Below are 19,114 nucleotides of genomic sequence, written 5' to 3'. Positions count from 1 at the left end.
CGGCTGTCCTTTTCGTCGCTGTCCATCTTGACGCCCTGGACGTCAGGAATGTCGAGCGGCGAAGGCAGGTAATCGACCACCGCGTCGAGCAGCGGCTGAACGCCCTTGTTCTTGAACGCCGAGCCGCAGCACACCGGCACGAACGACTGGTTGAGCGTGCCCTTGCGGATGCAGGCTTTCAGCGTTGCGACGTCGGGTTCCTTGCCATCGAGATAGGCTTCCATCGCATCATCGTCCTGGTCGATCACCAGTTCGATCAGTTCGCTGCGATAGATCGCGGCTTCATCAGCCAGGTCAGCCGGGATTTCTTCATAGAAGAATTCGGCGCCCAGCGCTTCGTCCTTCCAGATGATCGCGCGGTTTTCAACCAGATCGACCAGCCCCTTGAGATCGGCTTCGAGACCGATCGGAATGTACAGCACCGCCGGCTTGGCGCCCAGACGATCGATGATCGACTGCACGCAGTACTTGAAGTTGGCGCCGGTGCGGTCCAATTTATTAATGAAGCACATTCTCGGCACGCCATACTTGTCAGCCTGGCGCCAGACGGTTTCGGACTGGGGCTCAACCCCGGCCACGCCATCAAAGCAGGCCACCGCGCCATCGAGCACGCGCAGCGAACGTTCGACTTCAATCGTGAAATCGACGTGGCCCGGGGTATCGATGATGTTGATCCGGTGGTCGTTCCAGAAGCAGGTCGTGGCAGCCGACGTAATCGTGATGCCGCGTTCCTGTTCCTGCTCCATCCAGTCCATCGTCGCGGCGCCGTCATGGACTTCGCCGATCTTGTAGGACTTGCCGGTGTAATAGAGAATGCGCTCGGTCGTCGTGGTCTTGCCAGCGTCGATGTGCGCCATGATACCGATGTTGCGGTACATGCTCAGCGGATGGCTGCGTGCCATGACTACTTACCTTTCAAAATCATTTTTCGTTTGATCCCTTGGGTCGATTCTCCGGCAAGCAATGCCAGAATTCCAAAGGTATCAACTTCGTACTGCGATGGCGGGCGAAGCATTTCGCGCTCAAACAGCTTGGAAGCGCGACGAAGGCGAGACCCGTTCAACATCCCTACCAGCGGTAATGGCTGAACGCCCGGTTGGCGTCGGCCATACGGTGGGTGTCTTCGCGCTTCTTGACCGCATTGCCGCGGTTGTTGGCAGCGTCGAGCAGTTCGGCCGAAAGCCGCGCGCTCATCGTGGTTTCGCTGCGATTGCGCGCCGCCGTGATCAACCAGCGGATCGCCAAGGCTTGGGCACGTTCGGGACGCACTTCGACCGGGACCTGATAGGTCGCCCCGCCAACGCGGCGCGAACGCACTTCGATCTGCGGCTTCACATTATTCAGCGCATCATGGAACAGCTGGATCGGGTCAGACTTGGCCCGCGTTTCCATGGTTTCCATCGCACCGTAAACGATGCTTTCAGCAACCGACTTCTTGCCGTCCATCATGAGGTTGTTCATGAACTTGGACAGGATCTGATCCTTGAACTTGGGATCAGGCAGGATTTCCCGCTTCTCGGGACGACGACGACGTGACATTTTTCGAACTCCTTCGGAGTGCGGCGATCATCTCCATGATCGCCTTGCGGCTTCGGCCCACTCCCCCTCCCGGCCACCCAAAGCCTACCTTTGCGAAGGTAGCCGGGAGGGGGAGCGGTCCTGCGCCGCCCGCGTGAAACTTACTTCGGACGCTTGGCGCCGTACTTCGAACGGCTGCGCTTGCGATCCTTGACGCCCTGGGTATCCAGCACGCCGCGCAGCACGTGGTACCGCACACCGGGAAGATCGCGCACACGCCCGCCGCGGATCAGCACAACGCTGTGTTCCTGCAGGTTGTGGCCTTCGCCCGGAATGTACGAGATCACTTCGCGCTGATTGGTCAGGCGGATCTTGGCGACCTTGCGAAGCGCCGAGTTCGGCTTCTTCGGAGTGGTCGTGTAAACGCGGGTGCAAACGCCGCGCTTCTGCGGGTTCTGCTCCATCGCAGGGACCTTGCTCTTGGCCTTCTGCGGAACGCGGCCCTTGCGGACCAGCTGGTTGATAGTGGGCATGAAGTACTCTTCACCTTGGTTTGTGGCCTTGCCGACAAAGTGAAGATCACGAAATCCGCGAGTGCGACGAACATCCCGGCCTTGACCGGAACCCCATGTCACATCACGAACCGAAACGCTCCACCCTGGCGAAAAACCGGGTTACTTTGACGGATTACCGCGATTTCGCGACGCCCCGGCAATGTTCAGCTCAATCCAGGGAGACCCCGGAAGCGCCGGCCCTTAGGGAGATTCGCAGGTGGGGTCAAGGAAATGCTCGGCCGACTACTTGTCCCAGATCCCGGACTTCGCCTTCGTGAAGCGATAGAAGCTGTCCCCTGCCCTGAGATAGACCCCAACCTGCCGGCCCTGATCCTGCGGTTCGATTTCCAGCCGCATCGGTGCCCCGCCGCTTGCCGCCGCCATTTGTCCGAACGCGCGCACCGCCTCATCCTGATCGAACTGGACATTGGCCAGGAAGCGCCTGCCTGTTGGACCTGACCAATAGAACTCCAAACCATCGGGAATGGCCCGCTCACCCGTCACCGAGGATCCCTTGACCGGACGCTTTGCGGAAAGGTCGAACCAGTCCGCCTCGCCATTGGCATAATCGACCCACAGGACATCGCCATTGAACTGGCCGATGACATTGGGCTGCCACGGGAAGCGCCGGTCAAGCTGGAGCCAGCGGCCTTCCGGCACGGGCTTGGCCATCACCGCCTGCAACCGTTCGCCCGGCAGCGCGGCGGCGAGCATCTTGGCGACGAACTGATCGAGCGTATCGGCTGGATCGTGCGACATGGCCGACACAGCGATCTGCGCGGGCGCTGCTTTATACATGCCGACAAGGTGGTTGACCCGGCGCGCCGACACCCAAACCGCCACGTCTCCGCCCGGCGCGAATCCCACGCGCAGATAATCGACTGCCGCCTTCTCACCATCGGGCTGTTCGTATTTCTGCCGCATCATCGCGGCCAGCTGTTCGACCGGCAAGGGAAACACGCCCTTGTATCCCTTGCGCGAAACCAGATCGAACCAATCGGCCCGCAGTTCGGTCGGGAATGCCTTTTCATTTTCGCCAATGATCTGCAACGCGCCCGTGCTGCCCCAGCCGCCGTTGGTAAAGCGATCGTCGGGAATGCCTTCGACCGCCCCGCCCTGAAGGACGAAAAGGGCGTTCACGACATAGGCCGGATAGTCCTTGGGAGCCGTTTCGGTGGCGAGCCAGCTGGATTGCGTCTGCATCGCATTACTCTTCGATTGAGGTTGGCAGGCACCGAGCAGGAATACTGCGATGAACGACAGCGCGCCGCGCGACCATGAGGGACCAACAGGCATTACTGGATTTTTCGCGTTCGCTGCGAGCCGCTGTATTCAGGCGCCATTGGACCGAAGGAATCAGCCACCGCAGATGTCATGGTCACCTCCTCGGAGAGGTCCTGGAAGTAGGCCGAGAAATGCAGGTACTTGGCGCGCAGAGTCGGCAGGTCTTGGTCCGTCCGATGGAACCAGTCCTCCGGCTTCGATCCACCACTTGCCCGCTTCGATTTGGCGTAATTCTTCAGCTTTGCCTGCCAACCTTGGAGGTAGGGGTCACTTACCGGATGATTGTTGGAAAAATTGAGACCTTTTTCCTTTGAATAGTCGATCATCATGCCGAGAGGGATCAGGCAGTACGCATTGCTCCGACCCGTCCTGCTACCCATGACGTAGAGTATCTTGCCAGGCCACTGATCGATCGTTCCCTTGTGCAGCGTATTGCCGTGCGTGCCGCTCCAGCCCTGCTTCAGGACCCAGTCGTATTCGGCTTGCATCCGGGCCATTTCACTCTCGGATGAGAGGATACCATAAACCCGCTCCGTCCAGAACAGTAGGCTTTCATTGGTCTGGCCGGGGTTGGTTGAATTATAACCGCCACCGATGTCGGAATGAACCCCAGGCAGGTAGATTTCGCAGTTGCCCGCGCCCGTGCCGCTCCCACTGCCGCTGCCAATGCTGGTAAGGCGGAAGTTGACCCGATGCTCCTCGGCAGCGGCCAGTTGGACGACCTGGTCCGCCTGACTGACGGCATCGAGGTCCAATTCCCAAGTGTCGTTCCAATGGGCCACGCCGTGCGACGCGACGGTGTCATAGAGCCCGGCAAAGCGGACCTTCAGATCGCCAACCTTTGCATCGGCCATCTCCAGCCGCTGTTTGACGCCGGGAATGTACAAGTCCCCCACCGCCCAACCACTGTGGAGCGCATGAATGCAGTGTCTGGCCCCTGCTGCTCCGCGACTGAACCCGAACACATCGAAGTGAATGTAATCGAATTCGGGGGTAATCTTGGCCTTCAGTTTATTGAGCGCGTCGTTCACGCCCTTGTGAACCTTGGCGATAATCCCGGTGCTGCCCTGCCCCGTAGCCCCGCCATACATGGAATCGGTCGGGCCTTTCCAGGCCTTGGACGGATCAGTCGGCTTTTCACTGAGGGATTCGGTGCCGATGCCCTCAATGTAGATGGGAGTGAACTTGTCATAGGGTTTGGTCACCCCGTTTGAATCTTTATAGGGATCGCTTGATGGGGCGGCGTCAAACATCCGGGCGACGTTCGACACGTCGTTCAGATAGCTGGCCTTGTCGGAGCTTTTGGCATTCTTGATGTTGTCAGGAAGCACGCCAGCCTGCCGGGCCTTGACGTTAACCTTGTTGTTCATCGTGCCATCGAAAAACAAGGCAATGCGAACACGCTGTGTGGGCTTTTCGCTGAGTTGCGTGTCGCTAGGCGGCGGACTGGACGACCCGACCGGCCCAGACCACGCTGACTGTTCACCACAGGCGACACACGGGCTCGCCAAACTCATGACCACGTTCCCCCTTGCGTCAGCATGGCCCCATCCTCAGACCAAGTCCACCATTCGCGTTCGCTTGCCGTCCAGTACTTCTCTCACGAAACGGCCGACCCGCAAGTCTTCGGAAAAACTTTCTCTGCGCAAGACAAAGTCCTGATAGGGGTTGAGCGAATCCAGCGCGCCCGGATCAAAGATCAGCGCGTCCAGCAGCAACCAGAAATTGTCCATCTTTTCTATGGTGAAAGCGCGGCTGAATGCCTCGATCAGCCGGCAGGTCCTGACCACACCGTCTACACCGACCTTTGCTGCCCAGTCCGGGCGGGCTGCCTGAACTTGGGGCACCACCTTCTTTATCCAGGATTCGAGCGCCGCATCCTGAAGGCCGCTGTAGGTCTGGTCGGAAATGACAAGCATTAGAACACCTCGGACGGTTATTTTGCATGCATGAGTTAGCGCAGTCAAATGACCCTGAGCCGCCTGAAAAGTCTTTGGGTTGGCCCGGCCGGCAAAAATTCCTGCACGCGCTGCCAACTAACCATTTTCCTACAGACCCCGCGCCATGCGATACCCCTTCTCAGGGACGAAACACTCTCGCATGGAGCTTACCTTCCCATGACCTTTCACGATCACAAGACGGGCGCTCCCGCCCTCGCCAGCAAATCTCCCCGCCCTTCCCGCCGCACCAGCCGCACCGCTTTCACCGCAGCCCCGCCCGCAGCGGATGATCCGCTGCTGGGCTTTGCGCCCTATCTGCACAAACAGCCCCGTAAGAATGCGATCACGCCCGACCGGCAGCGGGCTTTCATCTCTGCGCTCGCCGCCAGCGGCATCGTCACTCAGGCCGCGCGCGAGATCGGGGCGAGTATGGAGGCGCTGTATAAGCTGCGCCAGTTGCCGGGGGCCGAGGGCTTTGCTGCGGCATGGGAGGCGGCGATTGACCGGGGGGTGGCGCGGCTGGAGGATTGCCTGCTGGCCCGCGCGCTGGAAGGCGAGGAGCGGCCGATTGTCTCGGCTGGCAAGCTGCTCGGCACCTGGCGGCATTTCGACAACCGCCTCGCCATGTTTCTGCTGCGCCAGCGCCGTCCTGCGCGCTGGGGGCAGGCCGATGCCTTTGCCGCGCTGCGCCCCGGGCATCCCGTTTATGAACGCCTGCGCGCTGAATGGCTGGCGCGCGATGCCGAGGACGAGGAGGAGATCATCGCCTCGATCAATGCCAAGCTGGATGCCATGCAGGCCCGTGAAGCGGCCGTGCGGGTCCTGCTCGCCGCTCCGGATGCCGAAGAGGAGGCTGAGGAGGCCTGACTGCGACCGTCAGTCGCGCAGCAGATCGGCGGCGCGGCGGGCGACGGGATCGAGCGCGCTTTTCGTTTCAGGGCGCAGCAGCGTTTGCCGCATGCGGGGGTCCCAATAGTCCTTGATGTGCTCCGCCGTGGCTTCGGCGGCATGGTCGTCGCCCAGCGCGGCGAAGTTGCGGACGATCTGGTTGGCCATATAGGCAAGGCGCTGCGGGTCCATGCGCCTACTCCGCTGGCTCTGCCGCAATACGGCGGCTTTTACTGGACAGGGCGGCATAGCTTTCCTGCCATTCGCTGGGGCCGTTACTCGGACTGATCTGCACGGCGGTAACCTTGTATTCGGGGCAATTGGTCGCCCAGTCGGAGAATTCCGTGGTGACGACATTGGCCTGCGTCGCGGGGTGGTGGAAGGTGGTATAGACCACGCCCGGGGCCACACGGTCAGTCACGGTGACGCGCAGGGTGGTCTCGCCTGTCCGGCTGGTGAGGCGAGCCCAGTCGCCGTCTTTCAGGCCACGATTCTCGGCGTCGGCGGGATGGATTTCGAGCAGGTCTTCATCGTGCCAGATCGCGTTGGCGGTGCGCCGGGTCTGCGCACCGACATTATACTGGCTGAGGATGCGCCCGGTGGTGAGCAGCAGCGGAAAGCGCGGGCCGGTCTTCTCGTCAGTCGGCACGTAGTCGGTAACGATGAACTTGCCTTTCCCCCTCACGAACCGGCCAACGTGCATGATCGGGCTGCCATCTGGTGCAGCCTCGTTCACCGGCCATTGCAGCGAGCCTTCGGCATCCAACCGTGCGTGGCTGATTCCGGCGAAGGTGGGAGTGAGCCGCGCAATCTCGTCCATGATCTCGCCGCTGCTGGCATAGTCCCAGCCGAGGCCCATTGCCTTGGCCAGTTCCTGCGTCACCTGCCAGTCCTCGAAACCGTTGGCCGGCTCCATCACCTTGCGGACCATCTGCACGCGGCGTTCGGCATTGGTGAAGGTGCCGGTCTTCTCTAGGAAGGTGCTGCCCGGCAAAAAGACGTGCGCGTAGTTCGCGGTTTCGTTGAGGAACAGGTCGTGGACGATGACGAGATCCATCGCCGCCAGCCCCGCCGCCACATGATGCGTGTTGGGATCGGACTGGAGGATATCCTCGCCCTGGATGTAAATCGCGCGGAAGCTGCCATCGAGCGCGGCATCGAGCATGTTGGGGATGCGCAGGCCGGGTTCGGGATCGAGCGCGACGTGCCAATCCGCCTCGAAACTTTCCCGCACGTCGTCGCGCGCGATGTGGCGGTATCCCGGCAACTCGTGCGGAAACGAGCCCATGTCGCAGGCACCCTGCACGTTGTTCTGCCCGCGCAAGGGGTTCACCCCCACCCCGCGCCGGCCGATGTTGCCGGTCGCCATGGCGAGGTTGGCAATGGCCATGACGGTGGAGGAGCCTTGCGAATGCTCGGTGACGCCAAGGCCGTAATAGATCGCTCCGTTGCCGCCGGTGGCGAACAACCTTGCCGCGGCGCGCAAGTCGGCGGCGGGGACGCGGGTGACGGGTTCGAGAGCCTCGGGGCTGTGGCGATCCTGTGATACGAAAGCCGCCCAGTCGGCATATTCATCGAGCTCGCAACGTTCGCGGATGAAGGCCTCGTCGGCCAGCCCTTCGCTGACGATCACGTGGGCCATCGCAGTAAGCACCGCGACATTGGTGCCGGGCTGGAGCGCCAGATGATGCGCCGCCTCGACATGGGGTGAGTGGACGAGATCGATCCGGCGCGGGTCGATGACGATGAGTTTTGCCCCCTGCCGCAACCGCCGCTTGAGGCGCGACGCGAATACCGGATGCCCGTCAGTCGGGTTTGCACCGATCACCAGGACGACATCGGCGTCCATTACGCTGTCAAAGTCCTGCGTGCCGGCACTAGTGCCGAAGGTCTTCGACAGGCCGTAGCCGGTGGGCGAATGGCACACCCGCGCGCAGGTATCGATGTTGTTGCTGCCGAACCCGGCGCGCACCAGTTTCTGGACCAGCCAGACTTCCTCGTTGGTGCAGCGGCTGGAACTGATCGCGCCAAGCGCGCGGGCGCCGTGCTGCGCCTTGATCGCGTTCAGCTTGCCGGCGGTATAGTTCAGCGCCTCGTCCCAGCTGACCTCGCGCCACGGCTGCTCGATGGATTCGCGGATCATCGGGCGGGTCACGCGGTCCTGGTGATTGGCATAGCCCCAGGCAAACCGCCCCTTGACGCAGGAGTGGCCGCGATTGGCCTTGCCGTCCTTCCACGGCACCATGCGGACGAGTTGCTCGCCCTTCATTTCGGCCCGGAAGGTGCAACCGACGCCGCAATAGGCGCAGGTGGTGACGACCGCGCGTTCGGGCAGGCCGATGTCCTTGACCGCCTTTTCCTGCAGGCTGGCGGTCGGACAGGCCTGAACACAGGCACCGCAGGACACGCATTCAGAAGACAGGAAGCTGTCCCCCGCCTGCCCCGCGCTTATCGCGCTGGCAAAGCCGCTTCCGTCGACCGTCAGGGCAAAGGTCCCCTGCACCTCATCGCAAGCGCGCACGCAGCGCGAGCAGACGATGCATTTGGCCGGATCGAAATCGAAATAGGGGTTCGAACTGTCGGTCGCCGCGCCAAGGTGGTTCGCGCCGTCATAGCCATAACGCACGTCGCGCAGGCCCACTGCCGCCGCCGCGTCCTGCAATTCGCAGTCGTTGTTGGCGCTGCAGGTCAGGCAATCGAGCGGATGGTCAGAGATGTAGAGCTCCATCACGCCCTTGCGCAGCTTTGCCAGCCGCGGCGTTTGCGTGTGGACCACCATGCCCGCTTCCGCCGGCGTGGTGCAGCTTGCCGGGGTGCCGCGCCGCCCATCAATCTCGACCAGACAAAGCCGGCACGAACCGAAGGCTTTCACGCTGTCGGTCGCGCAGAGGCTGGGGATCGCGCCGCCGCTCTCCGCTGCTGCGCGCAGGACGCTGGTGCCAGCGGGCACGGAGACTTCGCGGCCATCGATGGTCAGCGTGACCTGCGTGTCGGAGCACACTGCCGGGGTCCCGAAATCGGCTTGCGGTTCATAGCCCATCGGTGAAATCCCCCGTCCCGAAATCCTCTGGCCAATGCTTCAGCGCCGATCGCACCGGATAGGGCGTGAACCCGCCCAGCGCGCAAAGCGAGGCGTGCTGCATGGTATCGCACAGGTCATCGAGCAATTGCAGCGCCTCGTCGCGGCTGCGCCCGGTCTTGGCGGCGTTGTGCATCTGGGGGAGCCCTTCCACCGGGTCCGCCGCCCGCGTGCCGCCCGCGCGTATCCGGTCGACCAGCTCCACCCCGCGCGTCGATCCGATGCGGCAGGGCGTGCATTTGCCGCAGCTTTCCGCCGCGCAGAAGGCAAAGGCAAAACGGGCCAGCGCGCCCATGTCGGCGCTGTCGTCAAACACCACCACGCCGCCGTGGCCGATGAGGGCGTCATTGGCGGCATAAGCTTCGTAATCGAACGGCAGGTGGAACTGGCTGGGCGGGATATAGGCGCCGAGCGGCCCGCCGACCTGCACCGCCTTGACCGGCCGGCCTGATGCCGTGCCGCCGCCGATATCGTGGACCAGCTCGTGAAGAGTGATGCCAAAGGCGGTCTCGTAGATCCCGCCATGCCGGATATTGCCGGACAGCTGGATCGGCTTGGTGCCGCGCGACCGGCCGAGGCCCAGCTGCGCATAAAGCGATGCCCCGCCTTCGGTCAGGATATGCGGCACAGCGGCCAGCGTCAGCACGTTATTGACCAGCGTCGGACGGCCGAACAGGCCCTCCAGTGCGGGCAGCGGCGGCTTGGCACGGACCTCGCCGCGCTTGCCCTCGATCGAATTGAGCAAGGACGTTTCCTCGCCGCAGACATAGGCCCCCGCCCCGACGCGCACTTCCAGCGCGAACGGCGCGATGTGAGGTTCGGCGAGCGCGATGGCCGCGTTCAGCTTGGCGATGGCGTGCGGATATTCGCTGCGGACGTAGATGTAGCCCTGCCCCGCGCCCACGGCATGGGCGGCGATGGCCATGCCCTCGATCAGCTGGAAGGGATCGCCCTCCATCAGCATCCGGTCGGCGAAGGTGCCGCTGTCGCCCTCGTCGGCGTTGCACACGACAAATTTCCGCGCGCCCGCCGCCTCGGCCACTGTGCGCCACTTGATGCCCGCCGGAAAGCCCGCGCCGCCGCGCCCGCGCAGGCCCGAGGCGAGGACTTCAGCGATGACGTCAGCGGCGGCCATGGCGCGCGCGCGGTCGAGCCCGGCCCAGCCGCCAGTCGCGGCGTAGTCTTCAAGGCTGAGCGGACGGGTGCGGCCAGCACGGGCGAACGTCAGTCGCTGCTGGCGGACGATGAAGGGGTGCGCGGCAATGGGGCCGATGCACAAATCCTCCCCGGCACGGGGAGGGGGACCATCCGCAGGATGGTGGAGGGGGCTATCGTCCGGGTGCCGCGTGGAAGGTGAGCCCCCTCCACCAGCTGCGCTGGTCCCCCTCCCCGTGCCGGGGAGGATTTTCGCCACATCGCGAACGCCAACCGGGCCCCAGCCCACGCCATCGATCTCCACCAGCGGTTCAAGCCAGTGCATTCCCCAGGACGATACCCGCTCCACGGCCCAACCCAGCCGCTCGAACTCGGCGGCAACCGCATCCGCCCCGCAGGCCAGCGCCAGCGCGTCATCAGAGATGCGGACGGTATTCATACCGACCTCACCAGCGCCACAAGCGCCGCTTCATCCAGCCGCGCATGAACTTCACTACCAATCCGAGCGGATGGCCCCACGCTGCACAGGCCGAGGCAATAGACCGTCTTCAGCCTGACCCGGCTTCCGGCAGCATGCTCAGCCGCCGCGACCAGCGATTCCACACCGCGCGCCTGACAGGCCTCGGCCCGGCACAGTTCAACGCAGGGGCGCGGATCGGGCGTTGCGGTGAAATCGTGGTAGAAACTGACAACGCCGTGCACTTCGGCGCGGCTGAGGTTGAGCGCCTTGGCAATCTCCGCCTCTGCCGCCGCATCAACGCAGCCGAACCTTGCCTGAACGTCATGCAAGATGGGCAGCAACGCCCCTTCGCGGGGCGCTAGGCGCGCAAGGATTTCAGACAGTTCGGCGGTCATCGAAGTGATGCTACACCGGAGCTACGACCGCCGCCAGTCAGCGCGCGAAGACAACCGTGCGTGCACCATTGAGGAACACGCGGTCCTCAAGGTGTGCCTTCACTGCCTTGGCGAGCACGCGGCGTTCGACATCGCGGCCCTTGGCGACGAGTTCTTCCGGTGATTCCCGGTGGCCGATGGCCTCAACGTCCTGCGCGATGATGGGCCCTTCATCGAGATCGGTGGTGACGTAATGACTGGTCGCGCCGATCATCTTCACGCCGCGCGCGTGGGCCTGGTGATAGGGCTTGGCGCCCTTGAAACCGGGCAGGAAGGAGTGGTGGATGTTGATGCAGCGGCCGGACAGGTAAGCGGCCATCTCGTCCGACAGGATCTGCATGTAGCGGGCGAGCACGATCAGTTCGGCGCCGGTGTCCTCGATGATCGCACGCACCTGCGTTTCCTGCTGCGGCTTGGTGCCGGGCGTGACCGGGCAGTGGTAATAGGGCGCACCCTCCAGCATCCCGGCGCTGCCTTCACCGCGCTCGTGGTTCGAGACGACGGCGACGACGTCCATCGCGATCTCGCCGATGCGCTTGCGGTAGAGCAGGTCGACAAGGCAGTGGTCGAACTTGCTGACCATCAGTAGCACCTTCGGCCGGTGGCCGGGCGCGCGCAGTTTCCACTCCATCGCGTTCTCCACCGCGATGGGCGCGAAGGCGGCGCGCAGGGCGTCGGGCGAGGTGCTGCCGGGATCGAATTCCACCCGCATGAAAAAGCGCGCCGTCGCGGGGTCATTATATTGTTCGGCATCGGTAATGTTGCCGCCATTGGCTGCAAGAAATCCGGCCACTTGGGCAACAAGGCCAGGCTTGTCAGCGCAAGACAGGCTCAGCACGCAGTTAGTGTTCACCGGATCCTCCCAGACCAATCGTCGCGCAATCAACGATTGCAGTTCACGCTTGCGGTTAATGCATGGAAATCGCAGCGTCGATAGGTGTTTGAGCGCGCAAGTTGATTTAAGTTTCGCAAAGGCTTTCCTTGCCCGATTCGTGAGAGTGAGTATTGTTCGCGAAACAAAAGATACGAATCGGGTCGAAGCATAATGAATGGTGGGCAACAATACGTCAGTTCGGCGTAATATTCATACTGTGGGGGCTTAATGATTCGTGACACCGTCTCGCTGGGAAAAACTTCCGGCTTCGTAACGGCCTTGTCCCTTGGCATCGTCTTGTCCTCCACGGCCAATGCGCAGGCCCTACCCGGAAGTGTCACGCCATCGCGCGATCAGGTCGAGACCAAGATCCCAGACAGCACGCAGCCAAAGGCGGAAGTCTCGGTTGAGGCGTCTAACGCTTTTGCGCAGGATGACTGTTCGCTCAGCCGCTATCCGGACCGGGTCAACCTTTCCGAAATCCAGTTCGAAGGCATTGGCGGCGCAACTCTCGCCCCGGTGATCCGCACCGCCGTCAACGGCATTCAGGCCAGCGAGACCGGCGACCAGTCGATCGACGTCGTCTGCCGCATCCGCGACCGCGTGAACGCCGAACTGGCGAACACCGGCTACATCGCCCGCGTTCAGGTGCCGCCCCAGGAAATCACCGGCGGCACGCTGAGGCTGGTGATCGTGACCGGCCGCGTCGTCGAAGTGCGCGTGCGCGGCGATGTCGGCAAGTTCGGCCCGGCGCTTGATAGCCGGCTCGAACAGATTCGTGCGATGGACCCGTTCAACAAGAACGAGGCGGTGCGCATCCTGCTCAACGCCAACGACATTCCGGGCATGCGGGTGAAGCTTTCGCTGCGCAACGCCGGCGGCACCCCGGGTGACCTGATCGCCGATGTCGATGCCAATGCGCAAAGCGTACTCGTCCTCGCCAATATCCAGAACTTCGGTTCGAAGCAGCTGGGCCGTGAAGTGGCGACGGTGCGCACCGAAATCTACGGCCTGACCGGCATGTCAGATCGCACTTATGTCAGCCTGTCGAACTCGCTGCAGTGGGCTGAAATCCACATCGGCCAGATCGGCCACGATTTCGCACTGAACGACAACGGCCTGCGCATGGCCGCAAAGCTCAGCCTCGCGCAATCCGAGCCGGACATTCTCAACCTCGACCTGCAGTCGCGCTCGCTGATCGCCGGGCTCGAACTGTCGGCCCCGCTAGTCAAGACCATCGGCACCACGGCGCGCGCCTCGCTCGGTTTCGAAGTGATGAACCAGGCGACGCGGGTGCTGGCGGGCGGCACCAAGGCTCCCTTCACGCACGATCAGCTGCGTGTGCTCTATACGCGTCTCGACGGCGTCATGCGCAAGCTCGACGTTAACGGCAATCAGGTCTTCGCGCTCGATGGATCGCTTGAACTGCGCCAGGGCCTCGGCGTGCTCGGCGCGACCAAGGTTGGCACGATCGAGAACAACTTCGCGCCCTCACGGTTCGAAGGCGATCCCAAGGCGACCGTCGTACGCGGCGAAATCAATTCAACCCTGACGCTGGGCAGGTTTTTCGCCATCGACGCCAAGGTGCTGGGCCAGTGGACCAACAAGCCGCTGCTCAACCTCGAGGAATTCTCGCTCGGCAACTATACCATCGGCCGCGGATACGATCCGGGCGCCAATGGCGGTGACCGCGCTCTGGCCGCGCGCATCGAACCGCGCATCAACTTCGGCAGGATGGGCCCGATCGACGTTTCGGTTGCCGGCTTCTACGACATTGTCGGCCTGTGGAACCTTGATAGCAGCGCCGGCACCGAAGCGAAGCGCACCCTGCGCTCGGCGGGTGGCGGCATGCGCATGATCCTGCGCGATGCCGACAACAGCGCGCGCGCCTCGCTCGACGTGATGTACGCCAAGCCGCTCGACAAGGCGCTGGCCAATGACCTCGTCAAGCCGACGGGCCGCCTGCTGGTCTCGTTCACCACCAAGCTGATCCCCTGGGGATCGCGCTGATGACCGGGGGTCCGGAAGCGAAGCTTTCGACCGCCCGTCCGCATCACAGTTTTCTGAAAGGCGCAGCCGCCATGAATGCCCTGACCACCACCCGCAATCGCCTTCTCCGCCACTCGGCGATCGTCGTCGCTTCGACCATCGTCTTGCCGCTGGCGGCGCAACCTGCATTCGCGCAGACCGAAACGTCCGCTGGCGATGTTGTTTCCACCGTGGGCGCACCCGTCATCACCGATATTGTCGGCGGCGCACCGGTTGTTCCCGGGGTCGTGGACGGTGTTCAGGTCGATCTCACGGTCAAGCAATCGGTCATCGACTGGACCCATTTCAACATCGTCGATTCGATGCGAACCATCCAGTTCTCAGACACCACGGGGCTTCCCGCCGGCACCGTTGTATCCGTACTGAACCGCGTGGTAGGCTCGGTCGGCAAAGCGATCGAGACTTCGGTGATCAATGGTACACTGAAGTCCGATTCCAATGTCGTGGTATGGATCTCCAACCCGAACGGCATCACCTTTGGTTCGACCGGCGTCTTCTCCGGTGGCAGCCTGGTGCTGACCACTGCCGCCATCACTGACCCGGATTTTACGGATAACAATCAGGGTTACACGCTGACGGGCGCGCCCTATTTCATGTTGGACAAGCTGGGCGCGGAAAGCAGCAAGGCCGGCCTGTCCACAATCACACTGGCGAATGGAAGCAGCATCACCACCTCCGGCGATTTCGTCGGAACTGCCCAGAACATCACCGCCAGCGGCACGGTCAAGGCCAGCGGCGAAGTTGCGCTGATCGCCGCGCAGGACATCGACCTTGCCATCAATCCGGGATCGCCGATCGGCTATACGATCAAGGCCGGGACAACCGTGGGCTCGGCCAAGCTGCGCGCCGATGGCTCGATAGAGGCAGGTTCGATCGTGCTGACCGGCGCAGGCCGCCGCACCGCGGGTACCGAATCGGATCTGCTGCTTGAAATCGGCAACACACTGACTGCCACCAGCGTTGGCGGCCGCATTTTCATTGGCACTGTGACTGATGTCTCGCAGACGATTGGCGGCAAAAACGACGCGATCCAGTTGGTCGCCAATACAACGTTGAAGGGCACAACGATCGAGATCGCATCGAAGCTCGATAGCGATGCGACGGCGCGCAGCCTGACCATCACCGGCGATGCCAAGCTGGGTGCCATCATCGGCGGCACGGCAGCACTCGACACGATTTCAGTTTCCGGCAAAACCGATTTCCTTGCCGCCGGCACAACCGGCGCGCCTTCAGTGACGACGGTCAACACGCAGGATTACACCGGGGCCTCCACACTTTCGGAAAATACCGTACTCAAGGGTTCGGTTGTAACGTTCGGTGGAACGGTCAACGGCGGCAAGGCTCTGGAAATCCAGGGCGACGCCGTGCTCAAGGACTCTCTGGGCAATGCCACGGCTTTGGCCAGTGTCCTCGTCACCGGCAAGACCGACTTCCAATATGCCGGTGCCACGGCCACACCGTCGGTGACCACCACCGGCACGCAGGAATATCAAGGCGCGGCAACGCTTTCGGCGGACACCGTGCTTTCAGGTTCGCTGGTGACCTTCGGCAGCACCGTCGATGGCGGCAAGGCGCTGGAAATCCAGACCGATGCCATTTTCAAGGACCTGCTCGGCAACAATACTGCGCTGGCCAGCGTCCTCGTCACCGGCAAAACCGACTTCCAGGCCGCTGGCTCCAGCGCCACGCCTTCGGTAACCACGACAGGCACGCAGGCGTATCAGGGCAACGCAACCCTTTCCGATAACACCGTGCTCAAGGGCTCGACCGTCACAATGGGCAGCAATGTCAACGGCGCGAAAGCTTTCGAAGTGCAAGGCGACGCGGTCTTCACGAAGGCGCTTGGCAACGATACGGCGCTGACCACCGTGCTGGTCACCGGCAAGACCGACTTCCAGTATGCCGGCGCAACCGGCTCGCCTTCGGTCACGACAACGGGCGCACAAGAGTATCAGGGCGCCGCGACGCTCACCGGCAACACCGTGCTCAAGGGCACGACCGTCACCATGGGCGGAACCGTCAACGGCGCGAAGCTGCTCGAGGTTCAGGGCGATGCCGTGTTCAAGAACGCGATCGGCAACACCACCGCGTTGACCACCGTGAATGTCACGGGCAAGACTGATTTCCAGGCCGCCGGCACCACGGGCACGCCATCTGTCACCACAACCGGCGCGCAGGATTATCAGGGCGCGGCCACACTCACCGGCAATACGGTTCTCAAGGGATCAACCGTCACTTTCAACAGCACGGTCAATGGCGCCAAGGCGCTTGAGATTCAGGGTGATGCCGTGCTCAAGGACAGGGTAGGCGGCGCGACTGCACTGACCAGCGTCCTCGTTACCGGCAAGACCGACTTCCAATATGCGGGGGCCACGGCAACACCTTCGGTGACCACTACGGGCACCCAGGAATATCAGGGCGCGGCAACGCTGACGGGCAATACTGTGCTCAAGGGCTCTACCGTGACCATGGGTGGCACTGTCAACGGAGCAAAGCTGCTTGAGGTTCAGGGCAACGCCGTGCTCAAGGGCATTGTCGGCGGCACTACCGCACTGACCACTGTCACTGTCACCGGCAAGACCGACTTCCAGGCTGCCGGCACCACGGCGACTCCCTCGGTCACCACCACCGGCGCGCAGGACTATCAGGGCGCGGCCACGCTGACCGGCAATACCGTGCTCAAGGGCACGACCGTCAACATGGGATCGACGATCAACGGTGCGAAGGCGCTAGAGGTTCAGGGCGATGCCGTGCTCAAGGGCATTATTGGCGGCTCCACCGCGCTGTCCAGCGTCAAGATCACCGGCACGACCGATTTCCAGGCCGCGGGCAGCCTTGCCACGCCTTCGGTTACCACCACCGGTACGCAGACCTATCAGGGCGCGGCCACGCTGACTGCCGATACCGTACTCAAGGGCACCTCGGTGGACTTCGGCTTAACCGTCGACGCGGCGGTCGCGGGCGACCAGCTGCTGCAGATCGTCGGCAGCGCTTCGTTCGCCGGCAATGTCGGCGCAACCAAGCAGCTCGAATCGATCGAAGTCAGCGGCGGCACGGCGATTAACGCCACTGGCAACCTAAAGGCGGACAAGTTCATCAAGCTTGACGCTAACGGACCGATCACGACTGCCGGCCTGACCACGACCGGCATCACTGGCGACATCCTGGTCAACCAGAACGGCGGAGCCGGCACGGTCAACATCGGCGGCGATGTTTCAGCCACGGGCAAGTATTACGTGACCGGCACCAGCGTAACGCTGGGCGATGCCTCGGCGCGCACCCAGTCGGCCGCAGGCAACGTCTCGATCACCGCCACGACCGGCAACGTCACGCAAGGTGCTGGCCTGCTGACGCTGCAATCGGATCGTAATGGAGCTGGAACCCGGCCACTCAACGTCACCTCGACTGCAGGCAAGGTTACCCTCGCAAATTCAGCGCTGGTCGGCGGTACCATCACCGGTCCGTTCACATTCGGCCACCAATCCGATGTTTCGGTCAGCGCGTTTAACGGCGCTGTACTGAACGATCTGCATGGCTACGATGTTTCCGTGTTCTCGAACACCGGCACGGCATCGGCCAACTGGGCCTCGGCAGCCAATAACATCGAAGTCAACGGCGGACAGGCTTCGCTCGGGCTTGGCGATGGCCCGAATGCTGGCAGTGCCGGCGGCTATATCCACGTGCTGTCTGGAGCCGGCGCATCCTCCTCGTCTCTGGGAACCGGCCGCGCAATTGGCGATATCTTGGTCTATTCGGTCGCAGGCAGCGCCACGCTGCTTACCTCGGCCACATCGACCAATTCGTCGGTCACGATTGACGCAGGCACCCTTGCTACGGTGGGCGGTAACGTTTCCGCCAAGACAACCTATGTCGCCAAGGGCGGCACCGGCGTGGTGCTGGGCGATGGCACGGCCCGCACGCAGACGGCTGGCGGCGCAGTGACCATCACCGCGACCACCGGCAACGTCACGCAAGGCGCTGGCCTGCTCACTGTCCAGTCCGACAATGACGGCACCGGCAGCGATCCGCTGACCATCAAGGCGCTGACGGGCAGCGTCACGCTGGCCAACTCGCTGCTTGCTGGCGGTACGATCAGCGGCTCGACCTTTGGCAAGCAGTCCGACGTCATCGTCGATGCCAAGCAGAATGCGACCCTGATCGATCTGCGCGGCCTCAACACCACGGTCACCGCGCAGACCGGCAATGCCAGCGTCACCACCGCCGATGCCGCTCAGGCAATCTCGGTCACAGCACCGGGTGGCGCGGCGAGCCTTGGCACCGGCACGGCGGGCACTTCGATCCTCGTCTCCGGCGTCAGCGGTTCGCTGACCAAAGGCACGGCCGGCACGACGATCTCGGTCCTCGGCACGACCGGCGATGCTACGCTCACCACCGGCAAGTCCGGCGGCGCAACGCTGGTCAAGTCGACTGGCGCGAACGCGAACGTTGTCGATTCTACTTCCACCGGTTCATCGATCACCGTCGATGCCAACAAGCTGGCGACTGTCTCGGGCACGATCTCGGCCAAGACGACTTACGGTGTCACCGGCGGCACCGGCGTGGTGCTGGGCGATGGCACAGCCCGCACGCAGACGGCTGGCGGCGCAGTGACCATCACCGCGACCACCGGCAACGTCACGCAAGGCGCTGGCCTGCTCACCATCCAGTCCGACAATGACGGCACCGGCAGCGATCCGCTGACCATCAAGGCGCTCACTGGCAGCGTTACCCTGGCCAACTCGCTGCTTGCGGGCGGCACGATCAGCGGTTCGACCTTCGGCAAGCAGTCCGACGTTATCGTCGATGCCAAGCAGAATGCGACCCTGATCGATCTGCGCGGCCTCAACACCACGGTCACCGCGCAGACCGGCAATGCCAG

Annotated in this window: 14 protein-coding genes; 3 read left to right on the top strand and 11 right to left on the bottom strand. The window is 63.0% G+C overall.

Translation table 11 applies throughout. The annotated features are described in order from the left end of the window. The 6 genes from RMO89_RS04550 to RMO89_RS04525 form a co-directional block, all read right to left on the bottom strand. On the bottom strand, window positions 1-902 hold a 902-nt coding region (locus RMO89_RS04550; RefSeq protein ID WP_310531487.1), incomplete at its 3' end, for a GTP-binding protein. A gap of 166 nt (window positions 903-1,068) precedes the next feature. Continuing rightward, window positions 1,069-1,539 (bottom strand): 30S ribosomal protein S7, encoded by a 471-nt coding sequence (gene rpsG, locus RMO89_RS04545; protein ID WP_310531486.1) that lies wholly within the window; start codon window positions 1,537-1,539, stop codon window positions 1,069-1,071. A 140-nt stretch (window positions 1,540-1,679) separates the two neighbouring features. Then, the gene (gene rpsL / locus RMO89_RS04540) at window positions 1,680-2,051 is read right to left on the bottom strand and encodes a 30S ribosomal protein S12 (RefSeq protein ID WP_309751014.1); all 372 of its coding nucleotides are present in this window, start codon (window positions 2,049-2,051) and stop codon (window positions 1,680-1,682) included. 264 nt (window positions 2,052-2,315) lie between these two features. After that, window positions 2,316-3,275 carry a DUF2931 family protein gene (locus tag RMO89_RS04535; protein ID WP_310531484.1) on the bottom strand — a complete coding sequence of 320 codons (960 nt, stop codon included), beginning with the start codon at window positions 3,273-3,275 and terminating at the stop codon, window positions 2,316-2,318. A 92-nt stretch (window positions 3,276-3,367) separates the two neighbouring features. Beyond that, window positions 3,368-4,726, bottom strand: coding sequence for a phospholipase effector Tle1 domain-containing protein (locus RMO89_RS04530; RefSeq protein ID WP_409035512.1), 1,359 nt, complete (start codon window positions 4,724-4,726; stop codon window positions 3,368-3,370). Between the two features lie 183 nt (window positions 4,727-4,909). Then, window positions 4,910-5,275, bottom strand: a complete 366-nt coding sequence (locus tag RMO89_RS04525) for a hypothetical protein (RefSeq protein WP_310531482.1) — start codon at window positions 5,273-5,275, stop codon at window positions 4,910-4,912. A 198-nt stretch (window positions 5,276-5,473) separates the two neighbouring features. Between RMO89_RS04525 and RMO89_RS04520 the strand changes: the two genes are divergently transcribed. Further along, window positions 5,474-6,163 (top strand): hypothetical protein, encoded by a 690-nt coding sequence (locus RMO89_RS04520; RefSeq protein ID WP_310531481.1) that lies wholly within the window; start codon window positions 5,474-5,476, stop codon window positions 6,161-6,163. Window positions 6,164-6,172: 9 nt separating this feature from the next. Here RMO89_RS04520 and RMO89_RS04515 read toward each other — a convergent pair whose 3' ends face one another. Genes RMO89_RS04515 through purU form a run of 5 tightly spaced genes read right to left on the bottom strand, consistent with a single transcriptional unit; the run spans window position 6,173 to window position 12,165 of the window. Then, window positions 6,173-6,376, bottom strand: a complete 204-nt coding sequence (locus RMO89_RS04515; RefSeq protein WP_310531480.1) for a formate dehydrogenase subunit delta — start codon at window positions 6,374-6,376, stop codon at window positions 6,173-6,175. A 4-nt stretch (window positions 6,377-6,380) separates the two neighbouring features. Next, a complete protein-coding gene (gene fdhF / locus RMO89_RS04510; RefSeq protein WP_310531479.1) occupies window positions 6,381-9,224 on the bottom strand; it encodes a formate dehydrogenase subunit alpha in 2,844 nt (947 codons plus the stop codon). Beyond that, window positions 9,214-10,857, bottom strand: a complete 1,644-nt coding sequence (locus RMO89_RS04505; RefSeq protein ID WP_310531478.1) for an NADH-ubiquinone oxidoreductase-F iron-sulfur binding region domain-containing protein — start codon at window positions 10,855-10,857, stop codon at window positions 9,214-9,216. The genes fdhF and RMO89_RS04505 overlap by 11 nt, the downstream gene beginning before the upstream one ends. Beyond that, on the bottom strand, window positions 10,854-11,273 hold the full coding sequence (locus tag RMO89_RS04500) for an NAD(P)H-dependent oxidoreductase subunit E (protein WP_310531476.1): 420 nt from the start codon (window positions 11,271-11,273) through the stop codon (window positions 10,854-10,856). The genes RMO89_RS04505 and RMO89_RS04500 overlap by 4 nt, the downstream gene beginning before the upstream one ends. Window positions 11,274-11,310: 37 nt before the next feature. Beyond that, on the bottom strand, window positions 11,311-12,165 hold the full coding sequence (gene purU / locus RMO89_RS04495; RefSeq protein ID WP_310531475.1) for a formyltetrahydrofolate deformylase: 855 nt from the start codon (window positions 12,163-12,165) through the stop codon (window positions 11,311-11,313). Window positions 12,166-12,414: 249 nt separating this feature from the next. Here purU and RMO89_RS04490 point away from each other — a divergent pair, with 249 nt between their 5' ends. Together RMO89_RS04490 and RMO89_RS04485 are read left to right on the top strand one after the other, a co-directional pair. Beyond that, window positions 12,415-14,196 carry a ShlB/FhaC/HecB family hemolysin secretion/activation protein gene (locus RMO89_RS04490; protein ID WP_310531473.1) on the top strand — a complete coding sequence of 594 codons (1,782 nt, stop codon included), beginning with the start codon at window positions 12,415-12,417 and terminating at the stop codon, window positions 14,194-14,196. Between the two features lie 71 nt (window positions 14,197-14,267). After that, a partial coding sequence (locus tag RMO89_RS04485; protein WP_310531472.1) for a filamentous hemagglutinin N-terminal domain-containing protein occupies window positions 14,268-19,114 on the top strand: 4,847 nt, incomplete at its 3' end.

The sequence above is a fragment of the Novosphingobium sp. genome, assembly GCF_031424035.1.
Classification (GTDB): Bacteria; Pseudomonadota; Alphaproteobacteria; order Sphingomonadales; family Sphingomonadaceae; genus Novosphingobium.
Note: the sequence above shows the minus strand (reverse complement) of the source record. Positions and strands in the feature narration are given on the sequence as shown.